Source organism: Bariatricus sp. HCP28S3_A4 (genome assembly GCF_052066395.1).
Lineage (GTDB): Bacteria > Bacillota > Clostridia > Lachnospirales > Lachnospiraceae > Allocoprococcus.
This window is the reverse complement of record NZ_JBQHSE010000038.1, coordinates 1-19730: the sequence shown is the minus strand read 5'-3', so window position 1 is coordinate 19730 and position 19730 is coordinate 1. Positions and strand designations below refer to the sequence as shown.

The 19730-nt window shown below is 42.9% G+C and carries 16 protein-coding genes, 5 tRNA genes, 3 pseudogenes and 1 riboswitch; of the genes and pseudogenes, 1 reads left to right on the top strand and 23 read right to left on the bottom strand.

What is annotated here, in order from left to right:
- Positions 1–118: 118 nt before the first annotated feature.
- Positions 119–1688 (top strand): annotated as a pseudogene (locus tag ACTNBF_RS14715) (AAA family ATPase).
- A 95-nt stretch (positions 1689–1783) separates the two neighbouring features.
- Here ACTNBF_RS14715 and ACTNBF_RS14710 read toward each other — a convergent pair.
- From ACTNBF_RS14710 to ACTNBF_RS14600, 23 genes and pseudogenes are all read right to left on the bottom strand, one after another.
- Positions 1784–3064: an MATE family efflux transporter gene (locus ACTNBF_RS14710; RefSeq protein ID WP_441089560.1), complete on the bottom strand. Its 1281-nt coding sequence runs from the start codon at positions 3062–3064 to the stop codon at positions 1784–1786.
- A 52-nt stretch (positions 3065–3116) separates the two neighbouring features.
- Positions 3117–3566 carry a MarR family winged helix-turn-helix transcriptional regulator gene (locus tag ACTNBF_RS14705; RefSeq protein ID WP_427808752.1) on the bottom strand — a complete coding sequence of 150 codons (450 nt, stop codon included), beginning with the start codon at positions 3564–3566 and terminating at the stop codon, positions 3117–3119.
- Between the two features lie 305 nt (positions 3567–3871).
- A complete protein-coding gene (locus ACTNBF_RS14700) occupies positions 3872–4294 on the bottom strand; it encodes a flavodoxin (protein WP_427820803.1) in 423 nt (140 codons plus the stop codon).
- 31 nt (positions 4295–4325) lie between these two features.
- Positions 4326–4877, bottom strand: coding sequence for a DUF3793 family protein (locus ACTNBF_RS14695; RefSeq protein WP_427808754.1), 552 nt, complete (start codon positions 4875–4877; stop codon positions 4326–4328).
- Positions 4862–5167, bottom strand: coding sequence for a DUF2325 domain-containing protein (locus ACTNBF_RS14690; protein ID WP_427808755.1), 306 nt, complete (start codon positions 5165–5167; stop codon positions 4862–4864). Before ACTNBF_RS14690 ends, ACTNBF_RS14695 begins: the two co-directional genes overlap by 16 nt.
- Positions 5168–5388: 221 nt before the next feature.
- Entirely contained in the window at positions 5389–7722 is a 2334-nt protein-coding gene (locus tag ACTNBF_RS14685; RefSeq protein ID WP_441089559.1) for an ABC transporter permease, read from the bottom strand.
- A 14-nt stretch (positions 7723–7736) separates the two neighbouring features.
- Complete coding sequence (locus ACTNBF_RS14680) at positions 7737–8453, bottom strand: ABC transporter ATP-binding protein (protein ID WP_441089558.1); 717 nt, start codon at positions 8451–8453, stop codon at positions 7737–7739.
- 299 nt (positions 8454–8752) lie between these two features.
- Positions 8753–9961 (bottom strand): sirohydrochlorin cobaltochelatase, encoded by a 1209-nt coding sequence (locus ACTNBF_RS14675; protein ID WP_320813787.1) that lies wholly within the window; start codon positions 9959–9961, stop codon positions 8753–8755.
- A 229-nt stretch (positions 9962–10190) separates the two neighbouring features.
- A riboswitch (cobalamin riboswitch) is annotated at positions 10191–10379 on the bottom strand.
- 125 nt (positions 10380–10504) lie between these two features.
- Positions 10505–11269, bottom strand: a complete 765-nt coding sequence (locus tag ACTNBF_RS14670; protein WP_427808759.1) for an acyl-CoA dehydratase activase — start codon at positions 11267–11269, stop codon at positions 10505–10507.
- A 13-nt stretch (positions 11270–11282) separates the two neighbouring features.
- Positions 11283–11543 (bottom strand): DUF3343 domain-containing protein, encoded by a 261-nt coding sequence (locus ACTNBF_RS14665; protein ID WP_427808760.1) that lies wholly within the window; start codon positions 11541–11543, stop codon positions 11283–11285.
- Between the two features lie 22 nt (positions 11544–11565).
- Complete coding sequence (locus ACTNBF_RS14660) at positions 11566–12840, bottom strand: double-cubane-cluster-containing anaerobic reductase (RefSeq protein WP_441089557.1); 1275 nt, start codon at positions 12838–12840, stop codon at positions 11566–11568.
- Between the two features lie 152 nt (positions 12841–12992).
- The gene (locus tag ACTNBF_RS14655; RefSeq protein ID WP_427820806.1) at positions 12993–14141 is read right to left on the bottom strand and encodes an aminotransferase class V-fold PLP-dependent enzyme; all 1149 of its coding nucleotides are present in this window, start codon (positions 14139–14141) and stop codon (positions 12993–12995) included.
- Between the two features lie 103 nt (positions 14142–14244).
- Entirely contained in the window at positions 14245–14397 is a 153-nt protein-coding gene (locus ACTNBF_RS14650; RefSeq protein ID WP_427808763.1) for a FeoB-associated Cys-rich membrane protein, read from the bottom strand.
- Between the two features lie 47 nt (positions 14398–14444).
- A complete protein-coding gene (feoB, locus tag ACTNBF_RS14645) occupies positions 14445–16787 on the bottom strand; it encodes a ferrous iron transport protein B (protein WP_427808764.1) in 2343 nt (780 codons plus the stop codon).
- Positions 16788–16889: 102 nt separating this feature from the next.
- Positions 16890–17051, bottom strand: a pseudogene (locus ACTNBF_RS14640) (AzlD domain-containing protein); the annotation flags it as partial.
- Positions 17011–17130, bottom strand: a pseudogene (locus ACTNBF_RS14635) (branched-chain amino acid transporter AzlC); the annotation flags it as partial. The pseudogenes ACTNBF_RS14635 and ACTNBF_RS14640, both read right to left, overlap by 41 nt.
- Before the next feature lie 241 nt (positions 17131–17371).
- Positions 17372–17457 (bottom strand) — tRNA-Leu (locus ACTNBF_RS14630).
- Positions 17458–17480: 23 nt separating this feature from the next.
- Positions 17481–17553, bottom strand: a tRNA-Val gene (locus tag ACTNBF_RS14625).
- 35 nt (positions 17554–17588) lie between these two features.
- Positions 17589–17662 (bottom strand) — tRNA-Asp (locus ACTNBF_RS14620).
- Positions 17663–17681: 19 nt separating this feature from the next.
- Positions 17682–17755, bottom strand: a tRNA-Ile gene (locus ACTNBF_RS14615).
- A 93-nt stretch (positions 17756–17848) separates the two neighbouring features.
- Positions 17849–17920, bottom strand: a tRNA-Glu gene (locus tag ACTNBF_RS14610).
- A 153-nt stretch (positions 17921–18073) separates the two neighbouring features.
- On the bottom strand, positions 18074–19153 hold the full coding sequence (locus ACTNBF_RS14605) for an HAD hydrolase family protein (protein ID WP_427808765.1): 1080 nt from the start codon (positions 19151–19153) through the stop codon (positions 18074–18076).
- Positions 19132–19362, bottom strand: a complete 231-nt coding sequence (locus ACTNBF_RS14600; RefSeq protein WP_427820808.1) for a hypothetical protein — start codon at positions 19360–19362, stop codon at positions 19132–19134. Before ACTNBF_RS14600 ends, ACTNBF_RS14605 begins: the two co-directional genes overlap by 22 nt.
- Positions 19363–19730 lie beyond the last annotated feature (368 nt).

The following is a 19730-nucleotide window of genomic DNA, read 5'->3' as shown; positions in this document are numbered from 1 at the left end:
GTAGTCAAGCTACAGGGAAAAATCAAAAGTCCATAGTATCTGAATTGTATTGAACCACGATATTAAAAAGAAAGGAACGTGTGATAATTAACTTCCTAATTATCATACAAGGGGAAATATGGCAAGAACAGTCTCCATAGGTTATCAGGAATTTGACGAATTAATATCACAGAACTTTTTCTATATTGATAAAACACATTTCATCAAGGAATGGTGGAATAGTGGTGATAAAGTGACTTTGATTACCCGTCCCAGGCGATTTGGGAAAACCCTCACGATGAGTATGACAGAGCAATTTTTCTCCGTAGATTATGCTGAAAAATCAGCATTATTTGCTAATTTAGCCATTTGGAAGGACAAAGATTTTCAAGCTCTTCAAGGAAGTTACCCGGTTATATATCTTACATTTGCAAATGTAAAAGAGTCCACTTTTCGCGCAACAAAGCGCAGATTAGGTCAGATTATAACAGATTTGTATAATAAAAACAGATTTCTTCTGGAAAGTGATTATTCTTCTTGACGAATACGATACTCCAATGCAAGAGGCTTATGTTAACGATTATTGGAATAACTTAACTGATTATATGAGAAGCATGTTTAATGCCACCTTTAAAACCAATCCCTATCTGGAACGTGCAGTCATGACAGGCATAACCAGAATCAGCCGTGAATCGATTTTTTCAGATTTAAACAATCTGAAAGTAATTACTGCCACTTCAGATGAATATGCCGACTGCTTTGGTTTCACAGAAGAAGAGGTCTTTTCTGCATTAAAAGAGTATGGATTAACTGATAAAATGCCAGAAGTCAAACAATGGTATGATGGATTCACTTTTGGAAATGTATCCGACATTTACAATCCCTGGTCTATCATTAATTACCTGGATACCCTGAAATTGCGTCCTTTCTGGGCAAACACAAGTTCCAATGCTCTGATTGAAAAACTGATTCGTGAGGGAAGCAAAACTATAAAACAGAAATTTGAACAGTTATTGCATGGGGAAACGATAAGAGAGAGCATCGATGAACAGATTGTGTATAATCAGCTTTCTATGAAAGAAAGTGCTATATGGAGCCTCTTATTGGCAAGCGGCTACTTAAAGGTTACAGATACCGAATTCAGGGAATCTACCGGACAAATGTATTACGATCTGGCCTTAACCAACAAAGAATCCTATATCATGTTTACCAACATGGTACATGGATGGTTTGCCGAATCGGACAGCGGTTACAATGATTTTGTAAAAGCAATGCTGTTAGATGATATCGAAGCCATGAACCATTACATGAATCAGGTTGCGCTCATTACTTTCAGCGCCTTTGATACCGGAAAACATCCTGCAAGGAAATCCGAACCCGAACGTTTCTATCACGGCTTTGTGTTAGGACTGATGGTGGATTTAGCTGATCAATACACAATTACTTCTAATCGTGAAAGTGGATTTGGCAGATATGATGTCCTTCTGGAACTCAAAACGGATGAATCCGATGCGATTATCATTGAATTCAAAGTAAGAAATCCGCAAAGGGAAAAATCGTTGCAGGATACTGCGCAAAATGCTTTGCTGCAGATTGAAGAAAAACAATACGCAGAGGCTCTGATCGCCAAAGGGATCCCGGCAGAGCGGATCCGCAAATATGGCTTTGCATTTGAAGGGAAAACCGTCCTGATTGAAAAGCTATCATGATTCTCACAATCACATAATACAGGCAGCCCCCTCTCCGTTATTCGGTAAGAAATAATCGAATATACGAAGAGGGTTTTATATGTTCATTTATCTCCTTATTTACTATTCTCATTCTTATGCATCCCAAAATAGAATATTACATTTAGAACAATTCCAAACATAGTAGCAGCCGGTGCGGCAAAACCGATTTTTGTTAAGCTTGCGTTGGGCTGAATACTCATATAATATGCCAACGGAAGACGTACAAGCAGTGTCTGCACTAACCCCTGTATCATCACCCAAAGCGTTTTGTCATGCCCATTGAAATAGCCTACCATGCTGAACAGAATCGCAGTGACTATCGTTTCCAAAGCAAATCCTTTTAAATAGTCAAACCCATTTTGAACGACCGCCGCGTCCGTGGTAAAGATTCCGGTCAAAAGGTCTCCCCTAAACAGTATGAATATAAATGCGAAACAACCGATTGTCAAACCGATGCCAATGCCTGTAAACATTGCTTTTTTGGCACGTTTTTCATTCCCTGCACCCACATTCTGCGAAACAAAAGATGCCATCGACTGCATCAGCGAACTTGGTATCAGCAATGCAAAATTTACAATCTTGCATGCTACGCCATATCCTGAAGACGCCTCTAAGCCCAGTCTGTTGACAAATGCACAAAGAGCAAGAAATGACATCTGTGTGAGACACTCCTGAAGTGCAAGCGGAAATCCGATCTTAAGTGCCCGCCTGCATTGACTGTTTACACAAAAATCTTCTTTCGAAATCTTAAATGGCAGTTCCTTTTTAACAAGCAGGAACAATGCAAAAACAACACTGATCGCCTGTGCAGAAACCGTTGCAATCGCTGCACCCGCAGCATCCAGATGAAATCCTGCCACCAGTACCAGGTCACCTATAACATTAACCACACATGCTACTGCCACAAAAATCAAAGGTGATCTGCTGTCTCCAAGTCCTCTGAAAATTGCAGCCAGAACATTATAAGCAACAATAAAAAATATACCCGCCCCACAGATACGCACATACACAGAAGTTAATCCAATTGCCTCCTCAGGCGCCTGCATAAGCAATGAAATCGGACGCGAGAAGCATACCATTAGAACAAAAAGCACTGCTGACATAATAGCAAATACGATTGTTGCTCCTCCGATCAAAGAGCCGATCTGCTCCTCTTTCTTTTCGCCTATGAACCTTGCGATTAGAACAGTAATTCCCATCGCAAGCTGTACAATAATAAACGTAACAAGATTCAGCACCTGACTTCCTGTAGATACTGCTGAAAGCCCCGAAGTAGTCCCGAACCTCCCCACCACCATCAAGTCTACCGCCCCGTAAGCCGCTTGTAAAATAAGTGCTCCCAGTATCGGTATCATAAAAGTGATTAATTTTTTAATAATACTCCCCTGCGTAAAATCCGAATTGGAATTATTCAAGATGAATCCTCCTTTCACACATAACCTGATACAATTTCTTTATAGTAGAAATCATACAATCAGCCTCTTCTTCTGAAATATGGTCTAAATACTTCGACAGTTCACTATAATACTTTCTATCGTATTTATCAGACAGTTTTTCTCCTTCTTCTGTAATAGAAATATAAGTGATACGTCCATCTTCTTCCGATGAAGATTTAGCAATATAACCTTTTGCCACCATTTCCTTAACCGTTCTGGTAACTCCCGGTCTCGGAAGGTTCAGTTCCTCGCTGACATCCGAAATTTTCACTTTTCTATTTTGAGCTTCCAGTTTATGAATCGTATCCAAAAACTGGATATAAGAAGGTGCTACCCCATCCGGTAATTCAGGAAGCATATCCCGGATTCTTTTTGCCATATAACAGGCATCCATCATTCTTTTTATTTTTTCAGTTTCCATAAACCCTCTCTTTATTGCCGCTATTAGTTACTATTGGTAATTATATGGTGTAGTTCTTTTATTGTCAAGTCAAATTCTGTACTTATTCTATTCTTCTCTTTTTTGCACTAAATCCGGTTGTACCATTCTTTTCCTATCCACCGGTACTATTCAATATGTTTGCCATTTCCATTCAGTCATTTTCGCTATTCATCAACACTATACAGGCAACCCAATAAAAAGAAAAACACCGAAGCATGATAGCCATTTTCATACCTCGGCGTTTTTCTAGCCTATACATCCATACATTACTTCCGATTGGCGATTTAGCAAAGCGCTCCCCCTAATGCTCTGCAGGCCTCCAAAGCTTCCTCATCCGGTGCTTCATTGCAAATCACACTCTCGCATGCAAGCACTGCTCCGGCGCTGCCGCAGGCATCTTCCCAACTTCGCATCCATTCACCGTCGCCCCATCCGTAAGAACCGAATAAAGCAACTTTTTTCCCGCCAAGTGCTCCTTCGCAGGCATCCCACATCGGCTGGAATTCTGTTTCCTCCAACACCTCCGCTCCCATAGCCGGGCACCCGAATGCAATCGCATCATATTGCTTTACCATAGAAGCACCAAACTCCGACGCTGCAAATAATGCGGCTTCTGCTGCTTTTTCCTTAATTCCTTCCATTACGGCGTATGCCATCTGTTCGGTATTGCCGGTTCCACTCCAAAAAACAACTGCAATTTTACTCATATTGTATACCAACCTTTCTTAGTTTCTATCATCAAACAGCTACTGTGAGCCGTTCAATGCTTTTGCCGTTTGCCCATTGAGAGCAATATACGTCTGTACATTTTTTATAGCGTGCAAATTGTTTTTTTGCACTTTTTTCATCTCCATATACTTTCCAGCATCCTACAAATTTATAACCTTCGGCATGATTTTCGATAAATCCACGCACATCCTCGGGCGGATATCCCAGAAACAGTCCGATTTCATGCGGGAAATCCCCCGACTCCTGCAAACGTCTGCTTAACCGTACCACACATTTGTCACAGTCCCCGGTGGAATATCCACATGCTCTCAGAATTTCCCCTGCCTCTTCTACAGCCAGATCATTTTCCAATTTGTCAGGACGATAAAGGTAGATCAGTACCCGCTGTTCACATACCTGAATCGGGATCACCCGTATTCCCTTCGGTGCAAGTCGTTTGTTCAATGATCGCACTGCCAGAATCAACTCTTTTTTATCCGAACACGGACAGTTGAACAAGTTGCCGGTCTTTAACCCTGCCAATGTGGGTGAACAATGACGGACAATCATTTCATCAGACATACTGCTTCCTCCTGTTTGATATTATCATCTAAAATATTTTTGAGCGCCGACATAGAACTGGTATGTGACCGCACCACCTTTACATCAAGTCCTTTTGTTTCATTCAACGCATTTCGCACCATTTTGTGTGATACTGTGCTGGTAAATAATACCATCAGATCGGGACATCCGATTCCTTTCAAACTGCTTTTCTGTTTTGGAAATACTTTCGCATCACACTGATATTCCTGGCATAGATCCTTGTACTGACGAACCATGCATTCATTTCCTCCGATAATCACTACGCTCATTTTATGTATCTCCTTTCTTTTGTTAGCTTTGCCTAACATCGGGTTTTAAAGAAAACGCCATGTAGGCGTTTCTTTGTCTTAATTTGTATAGCCGTTCAGTACGGATATAAACATTTAAGTTAGCTTTTACTAACTATTTATATATTATCTGTTTCTGCTCCCATTGTCAATCCATATTCTCGTATTGATTATTTTTCTCATTTCGAATCCAGCTAAAAAAATTATTCAACATTTTTCAACGCTTCTTCCATCGGAATCTTTCGGATCCTCCGAAAATCCAGCACCAGCACCATCAAATACCCAAGAAGCACAAAGACAAACATCTTTATATATCCTATCGGTTCTATCACAAAAGCAAACCAGCCACTGTATTCAGACATAATACTTTTCCATGCCTGATTCATAACCATAGCGCCTAATATCACGCTCACCGTATCTGCCACAATCACTACCATTGTTGTAGAAAGCAAATACAGACTTGCGATTTCACGGTTTTCATAACCAAGAATCTTCGTCATGGAGATTGCCGTTTCGTTCTTTTCGATAATCAACTTCGTCAGAAGATAGATCAGGGCCGCTGACAACAGAATACACAAAATCTGAAAATACTGCATATAAGCTCCCATGGAGTGTTCCAATTGATCACACATCTTCGTAATATCTTCTTTCGTGATAACCGTCGCGATCACGTCTTTGTCGATATCTGTAACCTCAGTATCTGACATATATCCACTGAACGCATCTTGCTCCAAATCAAACAACGAACGATAATTCTCAATCGGAAGAAATACTGCAATATTCTGGCATTTTTCGTAAATTCCTGCCACCTTGAACTGATACTGCTTATATTCATATTTTTCATCCAGCGTGATGACATCTCCCACTTTCAGATTATACTTTTCAATAAATGGCCGGGAAAGATATACTTCATTTTCTTTCAACGATGCTAAATCTTCGATCCGGATATATTTGCTGTCATCCTTGACCCCATAAACAGATACTTCTTCATCCAGTGCATCCCCTGTCTTCTTCAGTGCCTTCATGCAAAATTGCTCTGCATCTGTAACATCCGTCTGAATCATTTGTCCTTCTTCGTCTTCACAAGATTTCAATACATACTGGTATTTTGCAAACATCAGATTTTCTGCATGATCCTGATAGTACTTCAGCGTAGACGGCATTCCGACCGCCATTGCCAGCATAACCATAACAAAGAAAATACCTGCAAAAAGAACAGCATAATTTGGCATGTTCTGAAATATGATACGCAGACGGAATCTGCTGAAGAACTTCCACTTCGGCAGCCGTATCGTTTTCTTCCGTCTTGTTTTTTTAAGATCACGCCGTAAAAACTGCAAAGGCGTATGCTGCATCATGTAAATGATCACAATCAGATTCACTGCAAGCATCAGGAATACTGGTATCACTGTCGTCTTAATAAATGCATCCGGATTCCATATTGTTTCATAAGCAGGGAGGCTGTAACTGTTATAATACATGGATACTACAACATCTTTGAAGACAGTATAGCCCAACAGGTTACCAACAACAGCTGCAATCATTGTTACAAGCACAGGCATTGCCAGATAATGCCGCACGAGCTCACCCTTTGTATATCCGGATGCCCGCAGGGTGCCAATCGTCTGTGATTCTTTCGCAATGGTATTACTGATGGTGACCGCAAAAATAAATGCAATGATCACAATCAGGATATCCAGCAGGACTCCGCCCATCGCTTCATCTGACCCCATATCATCCGTTGCAAAGTTGACTGCCGGGTTTGCATAACGGGGCAAATAATCCTGAAGTTCATTATCCCACATGACCGTCTGGGTAAGCAAAGCCCTCATAAAATCGTCCGACTGTTTCTTTTCTTCAATCTCATCCATCGGTTCCTGTTCATATCTCCATGCATAGGTATAATGCAACGAACCGGACAGGCGTTCAAAGCCATCTTTCGTCACCATCGCCACATTAAATTTCAGTGCATCAAACATCAGATCTGTACTTTTCTCATGAAGAGTAGAATAATTCACATAGGAAATCAGCCCTGTCACCTGATAGGACTGCTCACTGACGGAAATGGTATCTCCAACCTGAATTCCTGCATTATCTGCATGCATCCGGTCAATGGCAATCTCCTCTTCCGTTTCCGGGAAACTTCCTTCCATCAGGCAGGCCAGATTGATATCCTCTGTTTTTTCATACACCCGTATTGTGCCATCCGACTTTCCGTCATTATCGTGATCTTCCACCTCACTCCGATAGAAATTCTCATATACAGTTACAGGGACTGCCTTTTCACCTGTTTCGATTGCATGAATCAGCTCCTGATCCGCCTTCTCATTCAGTTCAAAGTGCCCATCCTCCAGACAATACTTTTCTTTACCATCCACTGCAGCCTGCATCATGCTCCCATTGGCAACATACATCCCTGAAACAAATCCAATTGTAAGGATTAAAAACAACGCAACAACCAGATATTTTTTCCAGTCACCTTTTAATTCTCTGGGAATGCGCTTTTGAAGCGGATTTTTCACTTTCCTGTCCCTCATACTTGCCACACTCCTTACCATTCAAGCTCCACTGCCGAAATTTTATTTGTATTTTTCTCATTATGGCGCACTCTTCCATCTCTCAGCTTGATCACATGATCTGCCATATTTTTGATAGCTTCATTATGCGTAACCATAATGACCGTATTCTTATACTTTCGATTGATGTCTTCAATCAACTTCAATATTTCCTTGGAAGTCGTATAATCCAATGCACCTGTCGGCTCATCGCAAAGCAGGATATCCGGATTCTTCACAATAGCGCGTCCGATAGAAACTCTCTGCTGCTGCCCGCCGGAGAGCTGGTTCGGGAGTTTATAACGGTGTTCATAGAGTCCCAGAGTCTGTAACAGATCATCAATATCAAGCGGATGATCCGACAGATATGCACCTACCTCAATATTTTCTTTCATATTTAAATTGCCGATCAGATTATACATCTGAAACACATATCCCAGATGCTTCCTGCGGTACTGTGTCAATTCCCTTTCTCCCATATCCTCCAGTTTGTCACCGTTTATGGAAATATAGCCGAAATCGGCACTGTCGATTCCTCCAATAATATTAAGAAGTGTGGATTTTCCCGAACCGGAAGGTCCCAGCAGAACACAGAACTCCCCTTTTGCGGCCGAAAAATTCATCCCGCATAATACTTCCTGGCGGATGTCCCCACTTCCAAATCCTTTCTTTAAATCTACAACTTCCAAAAAATATCTCTCTTCCTCTGACATAACTACTCCTTTTCTCTTTTCAGTTTTCGCTTTTCTTTTTCCCGTTCTCGTTTCTGTGTTATTTCCATCAATTATCTTTCATTCCTCCTTCTATTTCCATCTGATAAACGAATATGGGGTTAGCTAAGGCTAATTCATTATATCATATATATCTTCTAATGATTCACTCAGTCATGAAAACATTTCTCAATAATGCATGTTTGCATACAAAAAAATCGTGGCAATGCAGGAGCCCCTCTCTCCATACATTGCCACGAAACAAAAGATATTAGATCTATATTATTTATTGACTCATGCGATTACTGACCGATCACTGCTGCAGTATGTGCAATATAAATTTCCTGAATCTTAGCAATTCCTCCAAGACCAGCAATCTGTGTTTCTATACTTTCAAATTCTCCGGAAGCTTCAAACATACTCTTCCATGAGTCTTCGTCGTCTCCGGCCATGTCATTATTGGCATGATCGCCGGCCACTACCATCAGCGGACGAAGGATTACTTTTTTATACCCTGCCTGGGAAACAGCTTCAATGACAGCTTCACATGCAGTTTCTTCCGGCTCTCCTTCGACAGTTCCGATAAACACGTTCTCATATCCAAGGGCAGACATCTGTGCCTGCATCTGGCTGTAAGACACCTTCGCGGTATGAGAAGTTCCATGTCCCAGGAACACAAAAGCAGCACCATCCTCTTTTGCAGCATCCAGGCTGTCATAGCCTGCTTCGCTAACTGCTTCCGCAGTAATTGCCTCAGCAACTGCTGCCTTATCGTCATTGACAGTTTCCGCATCTGCACCCACTTCTCCAAGCAGAGGTTCTGCAACTTTTACACTCTCAAATTTGTCCGCATATGCCTCAACAGATTCCATCAATTCATCATACTCTGCGCCATGCATCAGGTGTGTCGGCTGGACAACCAGATTCTTTACGCCGTTTGCGACCGCTCGCTCCAGTGCCTGATCCATATTGTCAATGCATTCTCCGTCTCTTGCCTGAATATGATTGATAATGATCTGCGCGGTAAAGGCTCTTCTTACAGACCAGTCCGGATACGCTTCCTGAAGTGCATCTTCAATTCCTTTAATATCCTCTACACGGCTGTCATTAAAAGATGTTCCGAAGCTGACAACAAGAATCTCATTTTCTCCGATATCATCCTGATTCAGCGGATCATCCTTGGATGCATCGCCTGTATCTCTTCCAAAGTAATCCGGATCTGCATTTTCACCTTCTACCAGTTCCTTCTGGGCGTCTGTCAGTGCGTCCCAGGCTTCTTTCGCTTTCTTACACTGTTCATCCGTCTCATCCGTTCTTTGCTGTACATAGATTGCGTCAATCAGCGCTGCCACCTCATCCGCAGCCTTCTGATCCTCGTTTTCTGTACTTTCTTCCTTGTCGTTTTCTACTGTTGTTTCCGCATTTTCATCGCTTTTTCCGGAACATCCTGACAGAACCAGGGTTCCCACCAATGAAACAGCCAGTAAAATGGTTACCAGTTTTTTCTTCATCCTGCTCCTCCTTCATTTTCTGGCCATTTCCGATATATTCTCATTCGCTTTTAAGTCTGCAGGATAAAAATCTCGTAGACAAAAAAGCCCTTTTCCATAAAAATGGTAAAAGGGCGTAATGAATACACAACAAAACAGCACTCCCGGCAGATACAGGCATCGCCCGGGAATGTATCATTTCCATTATGATCGGTTGCGACCAGTTACTCGTGATCTGTGGGTCCTTCCCCACTCCGTTTTTCAATAGGCAGGTCTCCTGGCTTACGGATCTTAATCTAAGGCCGCCTTCCCAATTGCTCAGTGACATAAATGGCCTTGCACTCCCCGATCACAGTGACGAGTTCGTACAGGATTTGCACCTGTTTCCCTTTTAATCAGACAACCGGTGATTGTCTGAACCTATCAAGCTTACCTTATCATATACTGCAAAAAATGTAAAGACTCCGGAAATAGAAATATCTTACAGAAAGGAAAGCAGGAGCAAGGGTACTGATGAGTATCCCCTTGCTCCTGCTCTTTGTGCTCACTTATATTTCTTTGCTACTATTTATTCTTCTTCTCCTTCGCCAGTAGTGCTGCCCCCAGCGCGCCGGCATACCGTCCGTTTTCAGTAGGTTCCACCGTCTTTCTGATTTTCGCAGAAAGGATTCTGGTAAAATATGTACTGTGACTCAACCCTCCTGTCAGAATAATCTTATCTGACAGTGCCTTCTTCTGGCTCAACTGTGCCACCTTAGATGCTACGGAATCAACGACCCCCGCCGCAATATCTTCACGATTTTTCCCGACACCGATATAATTGATGACTTCGGACTCTGCAAATACGGTGCAAAGAGAACTGATTGGTAAGACTGTTCCGCTTTCAGCCATATCAAAAAGCTCCTGAAGCGTGATTCCGAGACGATTTGCCATAATTTCCAAAAACTTTCCGGTCCCGGCGGAACATTTATCATTCATCAGGAAATCCTGCACGGTTCCGTTCTCGACCAGGATTACTTTGGTATCCTGTCCGCCCACATCAATAATCGTACAATTATCTCCTGCCATCTGTCTTCCGCCTCTTGCATGACATGTTATTTCGGTAATCACATAATCTGCAAAATCTACAGCAATTCTTCCATATCCGGTCGCTGCAACTTTTGTCTCATCAGACATGACATCCACTCCTTCTGCAAGAAGTTTCTCCTTGATAAGTAAGGTGGTCTCCTTGCTGCTCCATCCTGTAGGCAGTACAAATTGAAGCTCCTTATCCCCGATCACAGCAACTTTGGATGCTGTGGATCCGATATCTATTCCAACGTAATTCATATTCCTACCTCTTCTAACAATATTGATCTCTGTGTGGATTCAGATCCATTTCCACTTCGGTGATTTTCAAGATCTCTATATCATGTTCACGAATACACTGCCGGATCACCTCAAGATCTTCTTCTTTCACCATTAGTGAAATACCGCAGCATTTACTCGCACTTCTGGGGGTCGGAGCAATCACTGCCCAAACCCCCAGTTTTTTTAATTCTTTATAGAGACGCATTCCATTATCATGATTGGGAAACAATACATAATGCTGTATTTTCTGCATAGCTCTATGTTCCTCACATTTTTTAATTATTCAGCATTTCCACAAATGCACTGACTCTGGTACGAAGCTGCTGTGCATCACTGTCTGTATAATCTGTCTCAATTCCAAGAACCGGAATACCTGCTTCTTTCATCGCACGTTCTACAAAGTAGCCTTCTGTATCGTACAGATTACAGAATTTCAGATTCACATCAATGATACCGTCAACCTTGTACTCTTTCGCAAGACGTAAAATGTCATCAATTCTTGCGTGATTCGGCGTGAAGCAAGCACAGTTGATATTCATATACCGCTCAGAAAGAGCCATGATCTGGTCTTCCAGCGTTTCTTTTGTCTCATCCACATAGTTCTCGAAGTAGCGTGTTCCCGTACACATTTCTTCACATACCACAACCGCTCCGCTTGTCTCTACGATATTATGAAGCTTCCAGTTCGGAATTGCAAGCGGTGTTCCAGTCAGCATGATACGTTTCGTACCTGCGGGAACGACGCTGACACCATCCTTGATACGCTGTTCAAGCTCATCACAGAGCTTATTCGTCATCTGGGTAAATCTTTCCGGATCATCATAGAAAGCAATCTGGGAAATCACAAGCGCATCTGTACCGCTGATCGGAAGTGTCTCGCTCTTACGGCATTCATACAGTCTTGCGAGTGCTTTTCTCTTGTTATTGATCAGCTTAATGCTATCAGCCAGTTTTTCAGCCGTTACTTTATTTCCGGTAAATTCTTCTACCTTGTCTTTCAGAGCCGTAATTTCTTCTGCCCATGCTTTGACATCTTTTGCCCGCTTCATCTGCGGAAGATCCATAACATATACCGGAACGTCTTCAGAAAGAATTTCCCAAGCCTTTTTCTTACCGTCGCAGGTTGTCTCCCCGATATACATATCTGCGATTCGGAAGAATGGGCAGGTACGATCCAGTCTTGCTCCAACAGATGCTTTGATCAGCGGACAGGTATTGGTCGGAAGCACTCGTTCGCCTCCCGGTACCCAGAACTGAGATCCCCCACACAGTCCTGTTGCAATTGCATCCGCTGCGAAAATAATCTCATCCGGAACATAGATACAGAAAGTTCCGAATACTTTCCCGCCCTTTTTCTGATGCTCAATCAGTTCCGCCGGTCTGATTCCGTGAATATCCGCTACAACCATGTTATAGTAATCCATTCCCTCCGGTCTGTTCTCCTGTGATAAAAACACATCCCCGAATGCCTGTGGAAGTACCGCACACAACTGGTCATGCAGTTCCAGATTCATCCCCAGTTCTTCCCACATTTTGCGATTATCAGCCATTTTGCTTGTCCTCCTTAATAAAATTATTTCTCAATAAAACTCTAACTATAGAGTATCATTTTTGGGGAGTACAGGCAATTTCATTCCCTGATTTATCCATTGATATTTATAATGCACATCACTATATATAGTTATCATCTATATGTGTCACTTTATAAGATTTTTAGGATACCTTCTACACAACGATCAATTTCCGAAAACGTATTGCTGGCACTAAATGCAAATCGGACCGTTCCCTGCGGAAAGGTATGGAGAGACTGATGAGCTGCCGGCGCACAGTGGAGCCCGACTCTTGTCATCACACCGCATTCCTGTTCCAGTTCAAATGCCGCAACCGCATTATCGATTGTCAGGAAATCCAGCGAGACAACCGCCACCCTGTCTTGTACATCTTTTCTTCCTACAATGCGCACCTGTGGAATCCTTTTGACTTCGTTCAGTAAATATTCCGTCAGTTCCATCTTTTTATCATGAATCGCTTTCAGTCCCTGCTCCCGGATATAGTCAAGTGACGCATGAAGCCCTATGATTCCGGGCAGATTCATGGTTCCACTCTCATATTTATCCGGCAGATAATCCGGCATCAGAAGGGAATCGGACTGACTTCCGGTTCCTCCGGCAATATACGGCTCCATTTTCTTATCCAGCCGTTCGGATATGAGAAATCCTCCGATCCCCTGCGGTCCCAGTAATCCTTTGTGCGCCGTAAATGCAAGGAAATCAATCTGGCACTCCTGCATGTCTACCGGAAGCGTCCCGGCGCTTTGTGCCGTATCTACTGCAAAGAATAATCCATACTCTTTGCAGATACTTCCAATCTCACGAATCGGCACAACCGTTCCGCACACATTCGATGCGTGCGTCATGATAACTGCCTTCGTATTTATCCGGATCCGTTCTCTCAAATCTTCCGGATCAAGATTTCCTTCTTCATCCACCGGAACAATATCGTAGTCCACACCTGCCAATTTCATCTGTTCCAGCGGACGCATCACAGCATTATGTTCCAGACCGCTTACCAGAACATGATCTCCGTTTTTTAAAAATCCCTTGATAAAATAATTCAGCGAATAGGTGATTCCCGGCGTAAAAATCACATTTCTTGAATCGGTTCCATGGAACAACTGTACAAGCTGATCCCTTGTCTCCAGTACAACACTTTCCACTTCATACGCCCCTGCATAATTTCCCCGGTTGATATTAAATGCTCCATTTTTCAAGAGCTCCGAAACTGCTTCCTGTACTCCCGGAGCCTTTGGCCATGAAGTACTGCCATTGTCAAAATAGATTTTTTCTTCCATACCATTTCTCCATATGTTTTTTTCTATATTAACACAGTCTCTATCGTTATAGCAAATTTAAAAAATTCACTTGGATTCTCTCCAAGTGAATTCAAACTCCGCCTTATTTATCCTTTTTCCCACAGCTCTGGCTGCAGTGTCCGCAGTCACATCCACAGCAGCTTTTCCCATTTTTCTTATTTCTTCTCAGGATCGCGACCGCACCGCCCACAATGACCACTACCAAAAGAATAACGATTATATCTGCAATATTCATTTCAAACCTCCTGTTTTACATACCATCCTTGATACAGATCATCCACTTTACATCCCGACTGCAATACAGATAAATCTTGCAATAAATGCTGCAATCCAGGCAACCGCGCACTGCCAGAAGACAACGCCGACCGCCCATTTTGCGCCCAACTCCCGCTTGATGGAAGCAATGGCAGCAACACAAGGTGTATATAAAAGAGAAAACACCAGCATCGTTGCTGCGGAAACGGTCGAGATTGCAGTCTGAATACTGCTGCCAAACAGGATTTCCATAGTAGACACTACACTCTCCTTGGCCATAAATCCACTGATCAGAGATGTTACGATCCTCCAGTCGCCAAGTCCGAGCGGAGCAAGTACCGGAGCAATCCATCCGGAAATCATCGCCATCAGGCTATCAGAAGAATCCGCCACCATGTTCAGATGCAGGTCAAAGCTCTGCAGGAACCATACCACGATTGTTGCAATCAAGATTACGCTAAACGCTTTGCTTAAAAAATCTTTTGCCTTTTCCCACAAAAGCTGTGCCACATTTTTCACGCCGGGCATTCGATAATTCGGAAGCTCCATAACAAAAGGAACCGCTTCTCCTTTGAATAACGTATTCTTAAATAGAAGCGCAACCAGTATCCCGACCGCGATTCCAAGAAGATAAAGCCCCGTCATAATAAAGCCACCTTTCCCCGGGAAAAACGCGCTCACGAAGAACACATAAATCGGCAGCTTTGCTGTACAACTCATAAACGGAGTCAGGAAAATCGTCATTTTTCGGTCCCGCTTACTCGGGAGTGTTCTGGTCGCCATGACCGCCGGAACCGTACATCCAAATCCAATCAGCATTGGCACAATGCTTCGTCCTGAAAGGCCGATCTTGCGCAGAAGTTTATCCATGAAAAATGCAACTCTGGCCACATAACCACTGTCTTCCATAATGGAAAGAAAGAAGAACAACGTAACAACAATCGGCAGAAAACTAAGAACACTTCCAACGCCACCGAAAATACCATCAATCACAAGCCCATGGAGTGCATGATTCACATGAGCTGCCGTCATCCACTGATCCACTGCTGCGGTCAGTGCCTCAATCCCGGATTCCAGAAGCCCTTGCAAAAAGGCCCCGATCACATTGAATGTCAGAAAGAATACCGCTCCCATGATTGCGACAAAGCATGGAATCGCTGTCCATTTTCCCGTAAGGATACGGTCGATTTTTTCCGAACGTAAACGTTCCTTGCTTTCTTTCGGTTTCTTTACAGTACGTTCGCATACATACTCAATGAAATCAAAACGCATATCCGCAATGGCAGCACTTCGATCCATGCCTCCCTCTTTTTCCATCTGTACCACGATATGCTCGATCATATCCATCTCGTTCTGATCCAGCTGAAGCTGTTCCAGAATCAGAGAATCTCCCTCGATGACTTTCGTTGCCGAGAAGCGAAGCGGCAACCCGGCTCTTTCCGTGTGATCCTCAATGATTGATTCAACAGCATGAATCGCACGATGAATCGCTCCGCCATGGTCATCCTTGCTGCAGAAATCCTGTTTCTGCGGACGTTCCTGATATTTTGCAATATGCACCGCATGTTCAATCAGTTCCCGCACCCCTTCATTTTTAGCCGCTGAAATCGGGATTACCGGCACCCCCAGCAACGCTTCCATTCCATTGATATCAATGGCGCCATTATTATTCATCACTTCATCCATCATATTCAGGGCAATAACCATTGGAATATGCATTTCCAGCAGCTGCATGGTAAGATATAGATTCCGTTCAATATTCGTAGCATCCACAATATTAATGATTGCTTTCGGATTATCAGCAAGCACAAAATTTCTGGAGACAATTTCCTCGCTGGTGTATGGGGACATCGAGTAAATCCCCGGAAGATCTGTCACTCTTGTATTCGGATGCCCTTTGATCGGACCATCCTTACGGTCTACCGTAACTCCCGGAAAATTTCCCACATGCTGATTGGCTCCCGTAAGCTGGTTGAATAAGGTCGTCTTTCCACAGTTCTGGTTTCCCACAAGTGCATATGTAAGTAAGGTATCCTCAGGAAGCGGATCTCCATCCCCTTTGGCATGATATTTTCCGTCTTCTCCAAGTCCCGGATGCTCGGAAGGATATATCTTCTCAATCCGGCTGTGCTGGTTCGTCCGCTCCTTGATCGGCTGAATATCGATCTGGTCTGCATCCGCCAGGCGAAGAGTCAGCTCATACCCATGAATCTGTAGTTCCATCGGATCGCCCATGGGCGCAAACTTCACGACAGTCACTTCCGCTCCGGGAATCACACCCATGTCCAGAAAGTGCTGTCTCAGTGCGCCTTCTCCGCCCACTTTCGTAATGACAGCACTCTCACCGATCTTCAGATTCTTTAGTGTCATTAAAAACACCCCCACTTTCTATATAAAATGAATGATAATTTTTTTCAATTAAGTTATATCACACTAACACAAATTCGTCAAGACTATATAAAATTAGTCGGACATTTTTACACTTTTCAGGCAATACACAACTAACAGTCCAAAGACTGCTGCCGATAATACATTTCCAAGATACTTGATATACTTTGGAGCCGGTTTGTCAGCCGGAAATAGTATAAATGGTAAAAAATGCCTGAATCGGATTAAAAGCGCCAAGCAGCAGATTCACCGCTACAAATTCTGTCGAACCGGCGAAAATTGGGACTGTATAGGGAAGGGCTGTTTTGAAGGCTTTGCGTTTCATCATGTTCTCCTTGATATTATGTCAATTTGGTAATAAATGTATTGAACCGTAAGTGATTATATCATTGCATAATCAATTTTTCCAACCTATCTATAAGCTCTACTGTTAGATAATCTTTATTCTGAATGCCCGCAAGAAATATTAAAACTCAGAAATGGTTCACTGGACCATTTTTCGGAACTATGCAACACGCCATGCAACACGAAATAGAAAAAACCCCGTATTTACGAGGTTTTTTTCATGCCGCAGACCGGAATCGAACCGGTACGGGTATCACTACCCACGGGATTTTAAGTCCCGGGCGTCTGCCAGTTCCGCCACTGCGGCATATAACATATAAATGCTATAAATGGGACCAATAGGGCTCGAACCTATGACCCTCTGCTTGTAAGGCAGATGCTCTCCCAGCTGAGCTATGATCCCATATATAATTAAAAGACATTCACTGAAAATGTCAGCGACCCGAATGGGACTCGAACCCACGACCTCCGCCGTGACAGGGCGGCGCTCTAACCAACTGAGCCATCGGGCCATATGAAATTTTTAAAAAGTGGACCTTCAGGGACTCGAACCCGGGACCGATCGGTTATGAGCCGATTGCTCTAACCAGCTGAGCTAAAGGTCCACGCTCATTTACCCACCGCTTAGATAACACCGGGCTTACATTCTGACCAAGCGAAAGGCCATTTACCTTTCCCTGAATGCTTGGCTAATGTAATGACTCCGACGGGAATCGAACCCGTGTTACCGCCGTGAAAGGGCGATGTCTTAACCGCTTGACCACGGAGCCATACTGTTTTCGGCCAGCTTGTGTTTCGCAGTGACCGAAAATTATATTATCATATCTTGTACTAATATGCAAGTGATTTTTGAAATTTTTTTATTTTTTTATTCTGCAATTGCCTGTTTTCGCTGATGACAATCGACTATCCTTACGGGGCATTCACATTTTTCTTTTTACAGGCTCAAAATACTGTTTCATCTTCTTCACCATAAGATTCCTGTTGGAATCTGCGACACACACATCACAGGTTCCTTCGATGCTGCCAAATGTCACCGTCTTTTCCATATCCAGAAGCGCCAGAAGATTGCGGAGCATATTCTCTCTTGTCGCATCTTTATGATAGATCTTAATATAGGCATACCCTGGATAATCCGTTGAATCGTACATCAGTATTTTACACTCATCCGCCCATTCCTGAGTGCTTATTTTTTCATATAATTTCTCAATTCTCTCCTTTTTTTCAATCATCATAAAATATACTACATTCTCATTTTCAGGAAGCGGCCGTTTCATATAGTTCCGGTATGGTGATTTACGCATCTGTTTATAGATTTCCTGTTCTGCCCTGTTTCCAAGCTCATTATAGTAAATCACCAGCACATCATCGATCACTACATTTGCAAAATAACTGATATGCTCATTTTCCAGAAATTCTATAACCTTTCTCGCCTGCAAATAAGACATCTCATAACTCATAAGGAAAGAATTATCATTCATATCATACAGCACCGCTCCGTCCATCGCAATGATCGGCAGCTTCAAATTGATTCCCTGCAGCGTTTCCCTGACCGTCGCCGGCGTGCGAAGCGTGGATACGGTAAATTTAGCTCCCTGCTCGATCATTCGGTTCAGTTCCACCTTACTGTATGGCGTCAGCTGTTCCTTATCGGTAAGAAGCGTATCATCAATTCCCGAAACAAACAAAATATCCGTATTCTTTGTCCTTGGTAAATGTATGGAGTTAACGATCAGTGCCAGTACAACTCCAATTAGTGTATCCAATACTCTGTTAAAAACAAACCGCATCGGGCTTTCGTCTGTGATATGCATGACCGTAATACTCAGGAAAACGACACAGGAAAAATAGGATGTATTCGTGATATCCAGTAAAACAGTCGAGTACAACACCACTCCGGTAAACAATGCAATGATCAGATAGCTTAAAATATTCCCCTGAAGCTTTCCACCCAACGCATATACCTCGATCAAAATAACAATCATTCCCCAGAATGCAGGCATACTGCACATACAGAACGCAGGATCCTCTGATCCGGTTTTGGAATGCGGCCTTTTGCCTTAACTATTGTATTTCTCTTCCATTCTGCCATTTCCATGACCTCCTGTCTTCCACCTGTCACAACTCCAGTTCTTCCGGCTAACACAAAAATAAGGTTGATGCCAGAATCTCTGCCGCGGTTGAGCACATTGGTATCCTGTAATTTCGTCATAGTATATAACAACACATTCACATTTGCCAAATTTCAGTTGAATTCTCTGCTGTGTCCGTCTTTTACTGCAGGATAAGCAATTAAGTGGGGGCGTTGCTTATGACACGGCCATCGCCCTTTGGTCGCCGGAATGATTAGTTATTTTCATTAGCTCTATAAAAAGTACCACAAAATCATCATTATAGACGATTGAGTGGCGCTTTTTATTGTGTTTAATTTAAAATACACCCATTTATATCATAATATACATTTTCCATACTAATCTCCATTCCGCCGCCTTTGGCTGGCGGCACAAATAGTAATGAAAGTGTTCCAACTCTCTACGTTGTGCTGTAAAATAGTTTGCAAGAAGCTACACTACAAAGCAC